Genomic DNA, 18,685 nt, shown 5'->3' on the forward strand with positions numbered 1-18,685 from the left:
GTCTGTGTTATACTGAAAGAAAGGAGATAAGTATGTATCAAACTATATTATTTGACTTAGATGGAACACTTACTGATTCTGGACAAGGAATCTTAAACTCCGTCGCCTACGCACTAGAAAAAATGGGAATCGAAGAACCAGATACAGCCAATTTAAACCGATTCATCGGCCCGCCACTCTATGAATCTTTTTCACGATTCTATCAACTCAGCCCTGAAGATACACAAAGTGCAGTTGATGCTTTCCGTGTCTATTTTAAAGAAAAAGGAATGTTTGAAAATCAACTCTATCCTGGAATCATCCCTCTGCTTGAAGAATTGAGAACGGCTGGAAAAACACTAGTAATTGCTACCTCAAAGCCAGAAATATTTGCCAAACAGATTCTAGAACATTTTGGTATCGCTCACTACTTTGATGTCATTGCCGGTGCTAGTCTGGATAGTAGTCGCATCAGTAAGGCGGACGTCATCGGCTATGCTATAAATCAATTAGAAGCATTTCCAAAACATGCTGTGATGATTGGAGATAGGGAACATGACATTGAAGGAGCACGCATGCACCAACTTCCCGCCATCGGTGTTCTTTACGGCTATGGGAGCAAACAGGAATTTGAAAAGGCTGGGGCCACCATGATAGTCGAAACCGTCCAAGATTTGAAAAGGGTTTTACTGACAACAGAATAGAAGAAAAGTCAGCACTCAGCTGACTTCTCGTTATTTACTATCTAAAATCTCTATTAGTTTATAGAGATTTTTTTCATTTATTTGGTAGGGCGCCTGTTCTTGGACAATCGGTTTAGCACAGAAAGCTACTCCAATTCCTGCTCGTTGAATCATTGGTAGATCATTTGCTCCATCCCCCATGGCAATCGTTTGAGATAGACTCAGCCCATTTTCTGTCGCCCATTCTTCTAAACATGCTTTTTTAGTATCTTTCGTTACAATTTCCCCCAACACTTGTCCCGTCAATACTCCATCTACTACTTCTAATCGATTAGCCCGAACATAGTCTAACTCTAACTGTGCAGCTAGTCGATCGACTGTTTCATGAAACCCGCCCGAAACGACTGCTACCTTATAGCCTCGCATTTTTAATTCTGAGACTAATTCTGCTGCTCCAGGCGTAAAGTGGATTTTTTGGATAATTCGATCAAACACAGAAACAGGTAGTCCCTTTAACAACGCCACACGTTCACGTAAGGCTTCTTCAAAATCCAATTCCCCACGCATAGCACGTTCGGTAATTGCTGCAACTTGCTCTCCTAAACCGGCCTCTTCTCCAAGTAAATCTATCCCTTCTTCCAAAATTAATGTTGAATCAACATCCATAACTAATAATCCAGTTGTCATCTCCGATATTCCTTTCAAAGTATAAAAATAAAAAGCCAAATGGCTTTTTATCTAGTAGCGAATGGCTTCGCGAGTTTTTTCGTATGAACGTACAAAACGCTCTGTTACACCAGGTTCAACTGTTTCCAGAGCAAATGAAATTTCTTCAAATGCTGCTTGGTAATCAAAATCCTTTTCAAAAATTGATAATGAACGGTTAAATGCTTTTTGCACACTTTCATCGAATGAACGATAACGGTTAGAGTATTGTAGCAACTGCTCTGTTAAAGTCGCATTTTGCACAATCAAATACGCCAACTCTTCCAATTGATTCATATCATACGTTGCATTTTCCAACAAACGGTTAACAACTTCGATATTGATTCGTTTATAGTCTAACTCAGCAATCAAGGCTTCCACATGATCGCTCGTTCTAAAGAAGTTTGTTAAAAATTCAGCTGGAATTCCTGGAAGGTTGCGTTTTTCCATATAACGCTTAAGGGTATGCAATTTGTTGATATAAAGTGTAGCTTTCTTACGCGCTGTGTTCTCTGACAATTCTTGTGATTTAAGATAGTCAGCTAAAACCAGCTGCTCCTCTTCGATTTCTTTCAAACTTGCCAATGAATGGTCCAAACGCTCTTCCAAAATAGAATATGCAACTTGTGGATTTTCAATGTCCTCCACACTTTCTGTAACAACAATTTCAATCGATTCCAAACGAGCTTTAAGCTGATTGATCCGTGAAAGTTTGCTATCTGCCAGCAAGTAAGTTGCATTTAGGCGTTGGCTTTCCTCATCCAAGAGCTGTGTATTTTGGACAACATGCTCCAAGAATTTTGGCAAGTTTTTACTAATCTTAACAGCTTCCTTATTCGCTTCGATTTCACGATTGAAGACTTTATACAAATGATCAATTTTTGCTTGAATTCCCTCATTTTCAGCTTCTGCGGCATCCAAATCAAAGGAAACAATCAAAGCAGTATTTTCACGAATTGAAACGCGAATATTTTGGAACTGTGACTCGATGTTAGCTTCTGTGAACAAATAATTCTGCTCAACCAGTTTACGATAACCCGACTCCAAATCTTCCAATTGCTCTGGGAAATCTTTTGTAACTCGTTCAATCAAACTTGGAATGCGATCCATGATTTGATTGAGAGCAATCATATGCTCTTCAGCCTTATCAAGGATTTCAGAAGCTTCAATCGGGTCACCTGAGGAATTGAGCATCACAAATTCAGAAAACTCAACTTCAATATTTTTCAATTGCTTCTCAAGTTCTGGTAATGTCTCACCGTAGCTATCTGGATTTTCACGAACAGCTTCCTGCAAACTATCGAACAAGTTTAACGCATGTTTTACACGACCAGAGTTTTTCTCTTCTTGCTCCTTCAACTCCATCAAACCATGACGGATAGAGGCGATGTCTTCTTCAATTAAATCAATTTGGCTTTCGATACTGTCTATAGCATTCTTTGCACTCACAAAGCGAAAGGCATTGTTATAGCCTTCTGCCTCAAAGATATGATTTTCAATGTCGGCAAATGAATTGAGCGACAAATCAACCCATTTTTGATTCCATTCACGGAATGACACCTGACTTTGACCAATCAAATGAAGTGCTTTGACAGCTTCGACTTCTTCATTAACTGGAAGGTTAAATAGCTCTTCCTTACGTTCTTCCAATGCAACCAAAAGGTTGTCATTTCGTTTACGAACAATCAGGCAAGCTACATAGGCAATGATTAAAATAATAACAATCGAAACGATTAAGATGATTGTTCCTGTAGGCATGTAAATCTCCTTAGCTCATAGTAATTACTAGAAAATATCGCTTAATTATACCATAAATCTCTAGTATATGCACTTGTTTTTTTAGTTTTTAGACATCCAATGTTGAATAAACAGCATTTTCCTCGATAAACTCTCGACGAGGTTCAACCTTATCCCCCATTAACATGTCAAAAATCTTATCGGCTTCTGCCGCATCATCAACTGAAACGCGTGCCATGAGACGATTTTCAGGATTCATCGTAGTTTCCCACAACTGATGATCATCCATTTCTCCCAAACCTTTGTAACGTTGAATCGTTGGCTTGGACCGTCCCGTACTATGTCTTTCTAAGGCATCTTGCAATTCTTGCTCTTGATTTACTCCTGGTTGAATATACTCTTTAATATCACTACCAACTTTAACACCATAAATCGGAGGTTGTGCAATATAAACATATCCAGCTTCGACAATCGGTCTCATGTAACGATAAAAAAGTGTCAAAAGCAAGGTACGAATATGGGCCCCGTCAACATCTGCATCGGTCATAATAACCAATTTTTGATAACGAGCCTTAGTCACATCAAAGTCAGCACCGAAGCCAGTTCCCATAGCGGTAAATAAGCTACGGATTTCCTCATTTGCCAAAATCTTGTCCATGCTGGCTTTTTCTACGTTCAAAATCTTACCACGAATCGGTAAAATAGCCTGAAACTCACGGTCACGACCAGATTTTGCTGAACCTCCTGCAGAGTCTCCCTCGACGATAAATAGCTCTGTCTTAGTTGCATCATTTGATGAACAGTCTGCAAGTTTTCCAGGAAGATTTGAAATTTCAAGTCCAGATTTTTTCCGGGTTACTTCACGTGCTCGTTTAGCTGCAATACGAGCCTTACTTGCCAAGATTCCCTTTTCAACAATTCTTCTTGCAATCTGAGGATTTTCCAAAAGAAATTCCCCGAATGCATCGGAAAAGAGTCTATTGGTAATTTTTACAACTTCACTGTTACCCAACTTTGTCTTGGTTTGCCCTTCAAACTGAGGTCCAGGATGTTTGACAGAAATAACAGCTGTCAGACCCTCACGCACATCCTCACCCGTTAGGTTATCATCATTTTCCTTGAGGATTTTATTCTTCTTGGCATAGTCATTGATAACACGAGTCAGAGCCGTACGGAAACCTTGTTCGTGGGTACCACCTTCATGGGTGTGGATATTGTTGGCAAAGCTAACAACATTTTCATGATAGCTTGTTGTATATTGCATGGCAACTTCAACGGTGATATCATCCATCTCCCCTTCTGTATAAATAGGAGTATCAAAAATAACATCCTTGTTTTCATTGAGGTATTCCACGTAGGAAGCAATACCACCCTCGTAATGATATTCTTTGGTCTGTTCTAATCCTTCGCGTTTATCTGTAATAGATAGATTTAGACCACGATTTAAGAAGGCAAGCTCTTGAATACGTTTATTTAGTTTTGAAAAATCGAACTCAGTCGTTTCTGTAAAAATTTCTGGGTCTGGCGTAAAATGAACAGTCGTACCAGAACGGTCCGTTTCTCCTACAACTTTCAAATCCGCAACCACTTCGCCTCGTTTATATTCTTGGAAATAAACTTGACCATTCTTATAAACATGGACATCCAACTGGGTCGAAAGGGCATTTACTACGGATGAGCCTACGCCATGCAAACCACCAGAAACCTTATATCCGCCTCCGCCAAATTTTCCTCCGGCATGGAGAACGGTGAAAACTGTTTCTACGGCCGGACGACCAGTTTTTTCTTGAATATCTACTGGGATACCACGCCCATTGTCCACTACTGTAATGGAATTATCTGGTTCGATAAAGACTTCAATCTTGCTTGCAAAACCAGCCAGCGCCTCATCGATTGAGTTGTCGACAATTTCCCAAACCAAGTGATGGAGACCTTCTTTAGATGTTGAGCCGATATACATCCCTGGACGCATTCGAACAGCTTCAAGACCTTCCAAGACTTGAATCTGACTGGCATCATATTCTTGAGCCTTCTCTTGTAAATCTTTGATTTCTTCTGTCATTTCTTTTCCTTATTTTCTATTTGTTGCTCCTTAAAAATAGAAAAGCCAATCCATATGGATAAAAGCGAGACATATTTTTAGAGCAAAAATCATTCTAACGAATACCCTTTATTATACCATATTTTCTAATATTTTGATAGAAAAAAGAAGAGGAAACATTAGCTCCATCTTCTTCATTACTTTAACTATGATAAACCATTGTTTGAGCTAGGCTTTCCCCATCTCCACCAAATAAATCAACCAATTTATAGGCGAAATCCAAACTTGTTCCAGCGCCTCGGCTAGTGATAATTGGACCATCAACGACCACATCCTCTTCCAGATGAATACCTGACGGAATGTCTTTTTCTTTCCCTGGGAAACATGTATAGTGACGACTATCTAACAAACCAGCCTTATCCAGAACAATTGGAGCCGCACAGATTGCTGCTACTGATTTTCCTGATGCAACCGCTCTTTGCAATTCCGTAATCAGTGACTCTGAATCTCTAAGGTGGACAGAACCTGGCATTCCTCCTGGTAACACAATCAGATCAAAGGAAGACAGGTCTCCATCAAAGACTTGGTCAGTTTGAACACGAATACCGTGCGACCCCTCCACTTCATGACTATCTAAACCAACAATCTGACAGTCAAAATGAGCTCGACGGAATACATCTACAGGGGCCAATGCTTCGATTTCTTCAAAACCATCGGCTAAAACAACCGCAACTCTTGTCATATAAACCAACTTTCTAACGTTTTATCGTAATTTTTCTATAGCGACGTGATCGATTTGTTTCCTTCTCATCAGCTAGTCGTGACTGATACCCCATTGACAGCACTAGACCAACACCAATCAGATTTGAAACCATGGACGAACCACCTTGGGAGATAAACGGCAAAGGAATACCTGTTAAAGGCAACAAACCCGTTGCAGCGCCAACATTTTCAAACACATGGAACAAGAGCATCATGATATAGCCAGTTGATATGTAGGTGTAGTATCGATTGTTTGACTTCAACGTTACCCGCAACATTCGATAAATGAGCAACAAGTATAGTACAATCAATACCGTCCCACCAATAAAACCAAAGTCCTCTCCAATCACCGTAAAAATCATATCACTTTCTCGAACCGGTATCAGAAGATTTGTTTTATTGAAACCTAGTCCTTTTAAGCCACCACTTCCGATAGCTATCAAACTTTGAGCTTGCTGGTAGGTCGTTGATTGGGCATTTTTAAAGGGATCAAGCCAGGCTGCAATACGATTGATTTTATAAGTATCCATCCCCAAATTGTGGAGGAATGTTGTTCCACCAGGAGAAATAAAAATCAGCATAAATCCACCAACCAAAACGATCCCCGTTAAGGCAGTCGGTAATAGAATTTTCCAAGAAACTCCAGATAATAGAAGCATTCCGCTAAAGATTGCTACAAATACTAAGGAGGTTCCCAAATCTTTCTGTAAGGCCAACAAAATCAAGACTGGGATAGTAAACAGTGTCATATAACCAATCAACATAAAATCCTCACGAATTTTTCGATTTGGATAATGTTTGTGAAAGGTGACAATCACCCTTGACAACATAATGATGTAGGCTATTTTCATAAATTCGGATGGTTGAAAAAGAGTCATTCCACCAATCGTTACCCAGTTTTTTGCTCCCGTTGACGCTACTAAGTCTGGACTGTAGAAAAACAAAGGCAATACCATAAGTCCTAGCCCAAGTACGTACAAGTAAGGTGTGATTTGCCACAGAAACTTAGTGGAAAAGAACATGACCAAAAAAGCTGCCACTGTTCCAATTCCTATCCAAGCAATTTGTTGACCAACCATCTGTACAACATTATTCGGATAATCTTGACTAACCGCAATGTAGAGAGAAATAATCCCCACAACTAATAAAAAAAAGACCGGTAAAATAAGTGAGTAGTCTACTCGACTATCGATTGTTCCCCTATTTTTCATCAATTTCCTCATACTTTCACTTCAAATTCTTACTCGTTCCATTATAGCAGAAATCATCTCTCATTGAAACTAAAAATCTAGTTACATCAGTGGGAATACGATTTATACTCAACGAAAATCAAAAGTAGCCTAGGAAACGAAGTCGAAGATAGAACTGGAGTTCCTCAAGGCTCTTGACAACGGATAATTTTGATTTTCAAAGAGTATTACTAGTGCACAAATCATAAAATACGTATCAAGGCTTTCAGCTATTCTTTAAATGATTACTATATTAAGTATAGAAAAGGCTACTTGTAATCCTGTTTGTGTCTGCGTATTGTCGTAAGCTGCCTGTGTGGTATGCCAGCCAACAGTTAAGGGCTTTTTTAATTTTGTCATTACAAAAAGGTGGAATAGTTTTTATTCTGCCTTTTATTGTTATTCTACGATGTTACGGAAAACGCCAACCCCAGCAGGTCGGCGCGTGGAAATATACAAATTGATTGACATATAACCTATAATGGGGGTATAATCATAGTGTAAAGAATTGTTGTGAGGACAATTCTAGCACTAAATCAAAAAAGCCCCCAACGTGCCAGCGTTGAGGGTTTTTGTTTGCCCCTGTTTGGGGTTAGTCGTCGTTATCGTCTAAATAATACTTAACTACTTCAATCAAGATATTAACCAATAACGGCGCTAGAATACTTGTGAGGATAAGCTCTAGCAACTAAACCACCTCCCTTCAGTAAATTCAAGGGGGGCTTGTATATCTTATCAGATAGTTTATTTTGTTGTCAAATTCTCCCCGCTTACACATGGCAACGTGTAAGCAACCATATTTTTATAATTGATATTTAATCCCAAATACTATAAACTAGATAAACGGAGAAAGCATTTATAACGCCCGAGGGTGTATATTTGCGTGAGGTGTCTAGTTTTGCTAGGCACTTTTTTTCATTCTTAGCAACAATATTAGAAACCACTTATAAACACGCGCATACTATTTTATTCTTTCGATTAGGTGGGGAAACCAATAGGAGGAATAAACAAATGATTAAACAATACCAACTAAAAGACGGCTCTGTTAGATACTCTTATATTGCGTATGTAGGTATAGACCCACTTACAGGCAAAGAAAAGCGCGTAAAAAAGAGCGGTTTTAAAACTCAAAAAGAAGCCCGAATAGCTGAAAGCCAGCTACTTCTAAAAGTGGAGCAAGACGGATTTTTTGATAAGCCAGATAGAATAACCTTTGAGGAAGTCTATAAGATATGGCTAGAACACTATAAAAACACCGTGAAGGCTAGTACATACGCCAGACAAAAGGCACAAGCAGACCTACATATCATTCCAGCCTTTGGCGCGTGCTACGTGGATAAAATAAGCCTACCAATGTGCCAAAAACAGGCACAAGAATGGTTTAAGGGCTACAAGAAATATGCTAACTTTATCGGTATGACTAAGATGGTTTTAGATTTTGCGGTAAATCTGGGCTATATTCATGATAACCCCATGAAGAAAATAATAAAGCCCCGTAAATCCTCTGAAGTAGATGAAGAAGAAAAGAAAAAAGAGAACTTCTACAGCCGTGAAGACTTGCAAAAGTTCCTAGACTGCGTAGCAAAGGAAGACAAGGAAGAAATAGCCTGTATTTTCCGCTTACTCGCCTTTACAGGTATGAGAAAAAGCGAAGTTCTTGCCCTACGGTGGAAAGACTTAGACTTCTTTACCTCACGTTTATCAGTTAGCCAAATAGTAGCCTACGGAGAAAATAACAGTATCGTCTATCAAACACCCAAAACAAAAAAGAGTAAGCGCACTATCACGCTTGACCCTATTACCGTGTCTATTCTGAAAAAGTGGGAAAAGACTAGACAATTTTTAAACTTCCCCCAGCGCGTGAAACCAACTGACCTAGTTTTTCCAGCAGAAACAGGCAACGCCCATAGTTTTGATTATATAAACTATAATCTACGTTGTATTCTGAAAAAATATGACTTGCCTTATATAACGCCCCACGGTTTCCGCCATACTCATTGTAGCTTATTATTTGAAGCTGGGGCATCGATTAAGGAAGTACAAGAAAGATTAGGGCATGAAGATATTAAAACAACTATGAATATTTACGCTCATGTTACGGAAAATACAAAAGAAAAAACGGCTGAAAAGTTTGCCCAATTTTTGGGAATGTAACGCCAGCCGTTACTTTTTTCGTTACTTTTTCAAAAAGAAAACCACTCCCACGGCTCGGGAATGGCTTAAAATCAACGTTTCTAACGGTTTTATAACGCTGATTATTTGAGACCGTATTTTTTGTTGAAGCGATCCACACGTCCATCTGCTTGAGTGAACTTTTGACGTCCAGTATAGAATGGGTGTGAGTCTGATGAAATTTCCACACGGATCAATGGGTAAGTTTCACCTTCGAATTCAACTGTTTCGTTAGATTTCTTAGTTGAACCGCTAAGGAACTTGTAGCCAGTAGTTGTGTCCATGAAGACAACAGTGCGATATTCTGGATGGATATCTTTTTTCATTTTAAAATTCCTTTCTGCCATGGACTCTTTCCGAGCCATAGATTATAACCATTTAAGTTTACCAAAAGTTTGTTCTTATGGCAAGTCTTTTTACCTATTTTTTTAATATTTTTTTCAAGTTATAGTACGGAAGCACCTGAAACAAGGTCAAAAGTTACTCTGGCGCCAAATCCCCCTCTTGAAGGACTGCCCAAGCTATCAGAAATTCTTTCTTTACCAGCAAGAACTTTCTCAGAAAGCCCTGAGGTCACTAGAATCCTGCCATCCAGCCCAATCAGAACCGCTTCGATACCATCCGTTTCTTCTACCATCTTATAAATCCGAGTTATTTCTTGACCAAACAGTCGAGTCGTCCAAATCTCACCGTCAACAGATTGTTTGGACACAATGGTCAAACTAGCCAGCTGCGACTCCATTGGATAGCCGGTCTCAGGACTCAAAATATGATGATAGGTCTTTCCATTCACGGTAAGGGTTCTTTCGTAAATACCAGAGGTAACTACTGATTCTTCTCCTATTTTGAGGACGAGGGCATTCTCACCCCGTGTTTTCTGTGGATCCTGAATCCCAATTCGCCAGCAACCATCTGGATTATGTGGAGCCTGACCGAAAGTTAAGACATTTCCTCCCAGATTAATCAGTCCAGCCTCCACACCTATTCTTTTCAAGAAGTCGACAATCTTATCTGCCACATAACCTTTGGCTAGGGCACCCAAATCAATGGCCATGCCTTCTTTTTTTAGATAGACCGTTTGCTCCTCATCATCTAATTCGATGTCCCTTGGATTGATGAGCTGGAGTTTTTCTGAGATAACTTCAGGACTGGGAAGTTTGGCATCACTAAATCCAATCCGCCAACTTTGCACAAGGGGACCAATGGTAATATTCAAAAAACTTCCTTCAGCCAGACTGTGTTCCTTGCCCAATTTAATCAATTCATACAGGTCATCGGCAACTGGAACTGCTTGAACACCTGCGTTTAGATTGACCTCCATCAATTCAGAAGTCAAATCATTGGCAGAAAACCGATCTTTATAAAGATAAAGTAACTCTTCGACCTGATCTAAAATTGGTTCTGCATCTGGATGCCATATTTTAGTTTCTATGATGGTTCCCATTAGACGAAGGGAGCGACTACTTGCTTGCATTCCTCACGACCTCTTGAATTTCTTGGTAGATTTGCTCATTTTCGGAAAGAGAATAAGAGTTAGCACCGCTGGCTAGTGGGTGGCCACCGCCATCGTGGCGCTTGGCAATCTCGTTGATTGGAAGATACTTACTGCGCAAACGAACCCTGTAATTTCCGTCAGTTTGTTCCACAAAAATCCCCCAAGATTGAACGATTCCAATCCGTCCTGGAGCCCCAACGATAAAGGAAGTGTCCGCATCGGTCACCCCGTATTTTTTGAGGATATCCTGAGTCAAAATGACCCGTGCCGCACCATGCTCATCGACTTCCAAGTTGTCGTAGACGTAGCCAGTCAGCTTGGCAATCTTGAAATCAATGGTGTCCATCTGGCGAGACATCCTTGCAAAGTCAAAATCTTCTTGGCGGAGACGAGCAACAATCTCAAAGGTGCGAGAGCTGGTTGCTGGATAGAGAAAGCGGCCTGTATCGCCCACAATTCCTGCATAGAGTAGACGAGCAGTTTCCCCGTCCAATTCCAACTGACTTTGAAGGGCCAATTCTGCAATCATTTCACTGCAAGAACTAGCTTCCGTATTGACCCAGAGCAGGTCACCATAAGGCTCTTCATTTGGATGGTGGTCGATTTTAATCAGGAATTCACCCTGAGTGTAGCGGTCATCATCCACACGGGCTGTATTGGCAGTATCCGTTACGATAACCAAGGCTCCTTGATAATCTTGGTCGGAAACCTGATCCATTCCTGCCATCCAAGCAAGATTTGGTTCCTCAAAACCGGTTACCTTGATGGTTTTTTCAGGAAAATTCTTCTGCAAGAGTTTCTGCAAGCCAACCTGACTGCCAATGGCATCCGGATCTGGTCGTTGGTGACGATGAATGATGATTGTGTCGTATTCGCAAATTTTTTCAATAATTTTACTGTAAATTGTCATAGCAACTCCTTTTCATCATTTTAGCATAAACTTCCCCTTTTGAAAATGATGGGAGTGTGGTATAATGGGATTACTATGTAATTTGGAGGAAATTATGGCACTAGCAAAAATAGTTTACGCTAGTATGACTGGTAACACAGAAGAAATTGCTGACATCGTCGCCAGTAAGCTAGAAGAGTTGGGTTTAGAAGTACAGGTTCACGAATGTACGACTATTGAAACCGAAGAAATCTTGGATGCTGACTTGATTGTTGTAGCCAGCTACACCTATTCTTATGGTGGTGATGGTGAGCTTCCAGATGAAATCGTTGATTTCTATGCTGACCTAGCTGACTTAGATTTGACTGGTAAGGTCTACGGTGTTTGTGGTTCTGGCGATACCTTCTATGATGACTTCTGTAGTGCAGTAGATGACTTTGATGTCATGTTGGGTTCACGTGGTGCAACTAAGGGGGCCGAAAATGTTAAGGTAGACCTTGCCGCTGAAGATGAGGATATTGTTAACCTTGAGCAATTCGCGACAGACCTTGTTGCTAAACTAGATACAATGAATTAACTGACAGACAGACTGGCTTATCAATAGGTCTAGTCTGTTTTCTTTTAGCCTTTTATTAAGATTGTACACCTATTGCTTGCAATCTTAATAGTTTCGATATATAATTAACTGGTTAAGTTTTTTAAAAAGGAGAATTTTATGGCTAAAAAATCAAAAATGACACGCTATCAGAGACAGTTGGAGTTAATCGAGCGCTATGCGGATTTACGTAAAAGTCTCAAAGAAAAAGGTGACTATCAAGCACTTCGAAAATTGCCTCGCGACTCAAATCCAAATCGACTGAAATACCGCGATAGGACCGATGGCCGTCCGCACGCTTATATGCGAAAATTCGGTGTGAGTCGGATTACCTTCCGTGAATTAGCCCATCTTGGTCAACTTCCTGGGGTAAAAAAAGCAAGTTGGTAACTTCCTCAAACAAGGCTAGTATTCTGCCTTGTTTTTTGCTATACTAAAAAACAACTGAAACAATATACGGAGGTTTATAAGATGAATTTGGATTGCATCCGCGAACAGATTAACACGATTGATAGCCAATTGGTTGAACTACTTGAAAAACGAATGGAGTTGGTCGACCAAGTTACAGCCTATAAACGAGCAACAGGTAAGCCTGTTTTGGATACCAGCCGAGAAAATGCTGTCCTTGAAAGAGTTGGAAAATTAGTCCAAAAGGATGATTACCGCTCTGCTATTCAAGCGACCTTTAGTGATATGATGGCCCAATCAAGAGCATATCAATCTTCCAAGTTAGCAAATCATGAGTAATAAAATGAAACATGCCATCCAACTCCTTTTCTTTTCTTGCTTAATTGGAGTCGGTGCAGGAATTATCACCACACTTTTTGGGAAAATTCTACTAGGGGTTGGAGAGTTACGATCTGAATATTTTACATATCTCATCCCCTTTCTGCCACTTGCAGGTGTGTTGATTGTTTTCATTTATCAAAAATGGGGGAGGGAAGTCCAAGCAGGCATGGGCTTAGTCTTCAAAGCTGGACAAGGGGAGCTAGTGCAAATTTCTCCAGTTCTCATTCCGCTCATCATCTCTACAACTTGGCTCAGTCATCTTGTCGGTGCTTCCGTTGGCCGCGAGGGGGTAGCTGTCCAACTTGGAGCCAGTCTCTCACACTGGTTAAAAAAACATGGTTTCACACACTTGCCCAAAGACATGATAACAAAGATTGGTATGGCCGCAGGTTTTGCAGGGTTATTTCAAACGCCATGGGCTGCTAGTTTCTTTGCCATTGAGGTAGTAATCGTTGGCCAATATTCTTGGACTAGTCTCCCCTATTGTCTAGTTGCCGCTTTCACGGCTTCTACTACTTCCCATTTATTGGGATTAGAGAAATTTTCACATGCCATCGCAACTACCTCATTCCATTTTATAGATAGTTTTAAATGGCTTCTGATTGCCATCTGCTTTGGAGTTGTCGGTAATGTATTTGCTTGGTTTCTGGTGCAAACAAAAAGCATCTCAACTCGATGGCTTCCAAATCCCTACATTAAAATAGCTATCATGGGAGTTGGACTGACCGTTCTACTATTTTTCTTCCATCAAGGTCGTTATACTGGTCTAGGAACCAATTTGATCGATGCCAGTTTAGCTGGGGAACAGGTGTTTGCTTTCGATTGGCTACTAAAACTCCTACTAACCTGTCTTTGTTTGGCTGCAGGTTTTCAAGGGGGCGAAGTTACTCCGCTCTTTGCGATTGGAGCAAGTTCAGGGGCTGTTTTAGCAGGATTACTAGGTCTACCAACTGAACTTGTTGCAGCTCTTGGGTATTGTGCCGTATTTGGAACAGCCACCAATACCTTACTGGCTCCTCTCTTCATTAGTTATGAAGTATTCGGTGCTAATATCCTGCCCTATGCTATTCCTGTACTTGCCATAGCTTATCTTATAAACAGAAAACAGACTATTTATTATGGGGTGCAGGTGAGGAAATTCAATAATGCAAAAAAGCCTATCATTTAGGCTTTTTCGTATACTCTTCATCTCCCCTGCAGGAATCGAACCTGCAACTAATTCTTAGGAGGAATTTGTTATATCCATTTAACTAAGGGAAGTCTGCTTCTCTATTGTACCCCAGAAGAGAGCAGATTGCAAGAGCAAGGTTATATAAGTTTTTTCAAATTTTTACAAAAAGCAGAACCTACTCTAAGATGAAACACAATTGTTTTTATGTATTTCTCTCATGATAATCTCTAAAAGAAGTAATTCTAGAATGTACTTCGAAAGTTTGTCGTTTTTATGCTTGATTCCTATTCCCCTTCCTTACGTCTCATTGAGACAGCCATTCCGAGTGAAACTAAGCCACCCAAGCTAATAAGAAGTGAGCCTAGGGCTTCTTGACCGGTATTTGGAAGTGTTTGATTCCCTGATGCTTTTTCAGTTTTCTTATTTGAAACAGGAGCCATACTTCCAGATGGTGCTGGTTGCTCGTTTGCTTTCTGATTTGCTACACTATCGCCACCGTCGCTTGCTTTTTCAGGTATTTTCGTATCGGTAGTTGTCCCAGCAGTATCTCCTTTTTCTTCTGCTTTTGGTTCTTCTACGTACTCCTCTACAAATGCTTTTCTACCTGTAATAGTTGCACTAATCGTTTGACCTGCTTTTTCTAAATCAGTCAAATACTCAACAAATACTTCTGTATCTGGATTGATAGCGCCAATCAGTTTAGCTTCTTTGAAAATCGAGAAGCCATCCCCACCACCAAATAGGAAGTCATTGATGACAAGTGTATAGGTTTCTGTCGGAACAATCTCCGTTCCATCTTCTTTGAAGGCTTTTACAACCTTATAAGGATTTTCTTCCGTTGGATTATCTGCTTTCGTGTAGATATATTTAATTCCAGACATTTGAAGGAAATATTTTTCGCCTTCATCGTATTGTTGATTTAAGGCTGTATAAATCTGCTCACCTGTCATTTGAACGACTTGTAGGATATTCCCAAATGGTTGAACAGCTTGTGCTGCTCCCCAAGTAACTGTTCCATCCTCTTGGACCTTCAAATCTGCCCGAATCCCGCCATTGTTGGTCATTGCAAAGTCAACATCATAACCTGATTTCTTAGCAATAGCTAATTGAGCCGATGTTACTAAATTGCCCACAGCACTTTCTTTAAATTCATTTACCTCGCGAGAAATATCTGTCACTTGACTAGCCGTACCAATTTTTTGCTCTGTTACTTTTTTAACAATGGTATTTGCTTCGTCTACAATCGCCTGAATTTCTGGACTTGGTGTTTTCTGCCCTGGTGCCACTGCAATAATTTTCGCAGTCGGAACTTCTTTAAAGTCGGCAATATCTGTATCATAAACAGCTCTAACATCTGCATAAGCCTTACCTTGTGAGGTAGCTTGTACAATCAAGGTTTTGCCTGTTGTACCGTTTGTATAGACATGGTTGTGACCGGCAAATACAAGGTCAACTGAGTGTTCAGGATAGATTTCATTTAGCTTAGCAATCATATCTGCAGCTTCACCAGCAGCCACACCATCCTTGCTTGTAGCTGGGACGTGAGCCAGTACAACTATCGCATTTACACCCTTTTCAGCTAACTCACGCGCATATTTTGCAATCGTCTCTGCCTCATTCAAAAAAGTGTACTGCTCATAGTTTTTCTTCAAAACAAGATTAGGAATTTCTGTCGTAACTACACCAATAAAGCCAATATTTGCTTCTTTATCATTTACAGGAATAGTCTTAATAGCATACGGTTTCCAGCCATACGGAATTTCACCCGTCTCTTTATCAATAACGTTAGCGATAACAATCTCCTGTTTGGCTGCTTCATGAGTATAATTATCTACAATCTCATTAAACTGGCCTTCTTTTGGAGCTTCGCCAGTCATGATACGGTTATACTCATCAAGTCCCTCATCAAACTCATGGTTCCCCAAAGTACCATATTCAACATCCATTTTGTTAAAGACTTTTACAGTTGGTTCATCTTGTAAAAGTCCAGAATTCGATGGACTTGCACCAACCATATCTCCGGCTTGAACACGGATAGACTCTGCAGGTGTTTCTGTTTCTGCTGCTGTTTCTTCAAATTCTGCTTGCGAATCATCCATGTAAGCATCAAGCAAGGCTGCAGTTCCTGCATTCCGAACTGTTTCCCCCTCCAATCGCGCTGTCCCTGTCGTATCAAGCGCACCATGGAAATCATTAACTCCCATAATTTGGACAGCTAATTCATCTGCTAAAACAGCCTGTGTTGTAATGACACTAAAACCAGCTACAAGAGCTAGTACACTGCTTTTCAACCGAATATTCTTTTTCATAAGCAAAACAATGCTCCTTCTATTTTTTTCATATTGACATATCTATAATAATCCTTTTTTTACGGCTTTTCAATATCAAATCAGTCATTTATAACAAAAAAGTATAAAAATATTCGTTTATTCTTACTTTTGCATCATTTTTCTGAAAATATCTTGTTGTTTTTATCCATAATACGAAAAATCATCCCTCTTCCCTTACACAATTCTCTACAAAATACTCCTCACAACTAAAAAATCTCTTCCAAACGGAAGAGAACTGTTCTTATTTAGCTGCTTTATAAAGTTCGTTAACCTTGTCCCAGTTAATCACTTCAAAGAAGGCTTTGATGTAGTTTGGACGAACATTGCGGTAGTTGAGGTAATAAGCATGTTCCCAAACATCCAATGCCAAGATTGGTTTCAACCCTTGCATGATAGGTGTGTCTTGGTTAGCTGTTGAGATAACCTCTAACTTGCCTTCTTTGTTGACAACCAAGAAAGCCCAACCTGAACCGAAGCGAGTTGTTGCTGCAGTTGTGAAGGCATCTTTGAAGGCATCAAATGAACCAAAGGTCGCATCAATATCGGCTGCCAATTCTGCTGAAATTTCTGTTTTCTCTGGTGAAAGTAATTCCCAGAAAAGTGCATGATTAAGGTGACCGCCACCGTTGTTGATAAGGGCTTGACGGATATCAGCTGGAATTTGCTCCACATCTGACAAAAGTGCTACCAAGTCTTCACCGATTTCTGGGTGTTTTTCAAGGGCTGCATTAGCATTTGCAACATAAGTTGCATGGTGCTTGTCATGGTGCAGGGTCATTGTTTCTGCATCAATATGTGGTTCCAAGGCATCGTATGCGTATGGAAGGTCTGGTAAAATAATTGCCATTTTCTTGTTCTCCTATACTAATTGATATTCTTATTTTACTCCAATGTGAGAGCCTTTTCAATTTTTTTGTCTGAAAATACTAATCAAACACTTAACTCGTTGCAATTTTTAACAATGTAAGATCAAACAAGTAATCCTTATCAAACTGTCCTGTCTTGATTTGATAATCCGTTACTATCAATAATCGAACAACTTTTTTCAAAAATCCAATGGATAAATAGCGTGAATCGCGCAAAGCATACTTTACTTGGTATGGATTCACCTTACGCCCCATAATAGTTGATAACTCAGCTACTATCTGCTGTTCCCCTCGGCCTTGCTCTACTAGGATTTGCACTTGTAGATAGGTTCGAAATTGGGTTAACATGATGGCAATCAACTTAACCTCTTCCTCCCCTTGCAACCGCAAGTCACGAACTAAGTTGCGAGCCTCGTCTACCTTGGATTGTAGAATTAACTGTGTTAAATCAAAGATATTATCCTGTAGTGTCTTGGGGATAGCCGCATCAATATCTGAAATTTCAATCGTCTCTTTTCCCTTATAAGATTGAAGAAAGACTAGGTTCTTACTAATTTCTGCAAAATCAAAATTGGACTTTTCTAAAAGATATTGAAAAACCTCTCCTCCCATCTGCAATCCAAGACGCATTATCTCCTTTTGGAAATGATTTTTCAAATCCATCTCCTTCAGAGGATTGGCTTCTAATACTAGTCCATCTCGTTTGAGAAGTTTAACCAGGCGTCGTTTGCTATCTAACTTTCCTGGAGCTAGGATAATCAAACGTGTTGTTTCGACAGGATTTTCCAAATAAGCCTCAAACTGTTTAAGCTCATCGTCCGTCAAATGCCGCTTCTTGTCTGTGGTCAAATCAGAAAAATAATCCAGTATGACAACTTTTTCATCTGAAAAAAATGGGAGAGAAACCAAATCCAAATCCACCTGACTATAATCAGCTTCTGACATATCAAAATAGGCAAACCCCAAATCTGCAGGATCGAAATCAAGCTTCCTCAGAAGTAAGTCTTTCGCTATTTGGTATTGTCCGATGTCTTCACCGCATAAAACGGTCAGAAGCTCTAGTTTCTCTTTTTTTAATTTTTCAATCTGTTCAATAACTAACATGTATACCTCATATTCTGTTTTCATTTTACCACAAAAGCAATGAGGCTGGCAAAGTGTCTAACAAAATCAATTACTATACTATTTGCAAAAACGCTTAATTTCTGTTATATTCTAGATAACTACATGAACTAGAAAAGG

17 protein-coding genes and 1 tRNA gene are annotated in these 18,685 nt (G+C 39.9%); 6 read left to right on the forward strand and 12 right to left on the reverse strand.

The window, feature by feature from the left end:
• The first annotated feature begins 32 nt into the window (after nucleotides 1–32).
• Nucleotides 33–683, forward strand: coding sequence for an HAD family hydrolase (locus P7J58_RS05690; RefSeq protein ID WP_024379738.1), 651 nt, complete (start codon nucleotides 33–35; stop codon nucleotides 681–683).
• A 30-nt stretch (nucleotides 684–713) separates the two neighbouring features.
• On the opposite strand, the gene serB is transcribed toward P7J58_RS05690, so the two are convergent.
• The 5 genes from serB to P7J58_RS05715 form a co-directional block, all read right to left on the reverse strand.
• Complete coding sequence (gene serB / locus P7J58_RS05695) at nucleotides 714–1,349, reverse strand: phosphoserine phosphatase SerB (protein ID WP_032511538.1); 636 nt, start codon at nucleotides 1,347–1,349, stop codon at nucleotides 714–716.
• A gap of 51 nt (nucleotides 1,350–1,400) precedes the next feature.
• A complete protein-coding gene (gene ezrA, locus P7J58_RS05700) occupies nucleotides 1,401–3,125 on the reverse strand; it encodes a septation ring formation regulator EzrA (protein ID WP_024377085.1) in 1,725 nt (574 codons plus the stop codon).
• An 88-nt stretch (nucleotides 3,126–3,213) separates the two neighbouring features.
• Nucleotides 3,214–5,166, reverse strand: coding sequence for a DNA topoisomerase (ATP-hydrolyzing) subunit B (gene gyrB, locus P7J58_RS05705; protein ID WP_408555920.1), 1,953 nt, complete (start codon nucleotides 5,164–5,166; stop codon nucleotides 3,214–3,216).
• Between the two features lie 181 nt (nucleotides 5,167–5,347).
• Nucleotides 5,348–5,887 carry a DJ-1 family glyoxalase III gene (locus tag P7J58_RS05710; RefSeq protein WP_015647132.1) on the reverse strand — a complete coding sequence of 180 codons (540 nt, stop codon included), beginning with the start codon at nucleotides 5,885–5,887 and terminating at the stop codon, nucleotides 5,348–5,350.
• Between the two features lie 13 nt (nucleotides 5,888–5,900).
• On the reverse strand, nucleotides 5,901–7,130 hold the full coding sequence (locus P7J58_RS05715) for an FtsW/RodA/SpoVE family cell cycle protein (RefSeq protein ID WP_099778023.1): 1,230 nt from the start codon (nucleotides 7,128–7,130) through the stop codon (nucleotides 5,901–5,903).
• 1,017 nt (nucleotides 7,131–8,147) lie between these two features.
• Here P7J58_RS05715 and P7J58_RS05720 point away from each other — a divergent pair.
• Nucleotides 8,148–9,290 carry a tyrosine-type recombinase/integrase gene (locus tag P7J58_RS05720; RefSeq protein WP_408572567.1) on the forward strand — a complete coding sequence of 381 codons (1,143 nt, stop codon included), beginning with the start codon at nucleotides 8,148–8,150 and terminating at the stop codon, nucleotides 9,288–9,290.
• A gap of 101 nt (nucleotides 9,291–9,391) precedes the next feature.
• On the opposite strand, the gene P7J58_RS05725 is transcribed toward P7J58_RS05720, so the two are convergent.
• From P7J58_RS05725 to P7J58_RS05735, 3 genes are all read right to left on the reverse strand, one after another.
• A complete protein-coding gene (locus P7J58_RS05725; RefSeq protein WP_012027466.1) occupies nucleotides 9,392–9,634 on the reverse strand; it encodes a type B 50S ribosomal protein L31 in 243 nt (80 codons plus the stop codon).
• A 119-nt stretch (nucleotides 9,635–9,753) separates the two neighbouring features.
• Nucleotides 9,754–10,782: an FAD:protein FMN transferase gene (locus P7J58_RS05730; RefSeq protein WP_408555918.1), complete on the reverse strand. Its 1,029-nt coding sequence runs from the start codon at nucleotides 10,780–10,782 to the stop codon at nucleotides 9,754–9,756.
• A complete protein-coding gene (locus P7J58_RS05735; protein ID WP_408555917.1) occupies nucleotides 10,769–11,713 on the reverse strand; it encodes a DHH family phosphoesterase in 945 nt (314 codons plus the stop codon). The genes P7J58_RS05730 and P7J58_RS05735 overlap by 14 nt, the downstream gene beginning before the upstream one ends.
• A 94-nt stretch (nucleotides 11,714–11,807) precedes the next feature.
• Between P7J58_RS05735 and P7J58_RS05740 the strand changes: the two genes are divergently transcribed.
• From P7J58_RS05740 to P7J58_RS05755, 4 genes are all read left to right on the forward strand, one after another.
• Nucleotides 11,808–12,269, forward strand: a complete 462-nt coding sequence (locus tag P7J58_RS05740) for a flavodoxin (protein WP_012775265.1) — start codon at nucleotides 11,808–11,810, stop codon at nucleotides 12,267–12,269.
• 138 nt (nucleotides 12,270–12,407) lie between these two features.
• On the forward strand, nucleotides 12,408–12,677 hold the full coding sequence (gene rpsN / locus P7J58_RS05745; RefSeq protein WP_029996585.1) for a 30S ribosomal protein S14: 270 nt from the start codon (nucleotides 12,408–12,410) through the stop codon (nucleotides 12,675–12,677).
• Between the two features lie 81 nt (nucleotides 12,678–12,758).
• Nucleotides 12,759–13,034 carry a chorismate mutase gene (locus tag P7J58_RS05750; RefSeq protein ID WP_002940390.1) on the forward strand — a complete coding sequence of 92 codons (276 nt, stop codon included), beginning with the start codon at nucleotides 12,759–12,761 and terminating at the stop codon, nucleotides 13,032–13,034.
• Nucleotides 13,027–14,244: a chloride channel protein gene (locus P7J58_RS05755; RefSeq protein WP_408555916.1), complete on the forward strand. Its 1,218-nt coding sequence runs from the start codon at nucleotides 13,027–13,029 to the stop codon at nucleotides 14,242–14,244. Before P7J58_RS05750 ends, P7J58_RS05755 begins: the two co-directional genes overlap by 8 nt.
• A 20-nt stretch (nucleotides 14,245–14,264) precedes the next feature.
• Here P7J58_RS05755 and P7J58_RS05760 read toward each other — a convergent pair.
• The 4 genes from P7J58_RS05760 to holA form a co-directional block, all read right to left on the reverse strand.
• Nucleotides 14,265–14,336, reverse strand: a tRNA-Arg gene (locus tag P7J58_RS05760).
• Between the two features lie 195 nt (nucleotides 14,337–14,531).
• Nucleotides 14,532–16,556 carry a surface-anchored 5'-nucleotidase gene (locus tag P7J58_RS05765; protein ID WP_408555915.1) on the reverse strand — a complete coding sequence of 675 codons (2,025 nt, stop codon included), beginning with the start codon at nucleotides 16,554–16,556 and terminating at the stop codon, nucleotides 14,532–14,534.
• Between the two features lie 262 nt (nucleotides 16,557–16,818).
• Nucleotides 16,819–17,424, reverse strand: coding sequence for a superoxide dismutase SodA (gene sodA / locus P7J58_RS05770; protein WP_024399054.1), 606 nt, complete (start codon nucleotides 17,422–17,424; stop codon nucleotides 16,819–16,821).
• Between the two features lie 91 nt (nucleotides 17,425–17,515).
• Nucleotides 17,516–18,547 (reverse strand): DNA polymerase III subunit delta, encoded by a 1,032-nt coding sequence (gene holA / locus P7J58_RS05775; RefSeq protein ID WP_408555914.1) that lies wholly within the window; start codon nucleotides 18,545–18,547, stop codon nucleotides 17,516–17,518.
• Nucleotides 18,548–18,685 lie beyond the last annotated feature (138 nt).

Origin of the sequence: Streptococcus suis, from assembly GCF_046032535.1 — a bacterium.
Lineage (GTDB): Bacteria > Bacillota > Bacilli > Lactobacillales > Streptococcaceae > Streptococcus > Streptococcus suis_AK.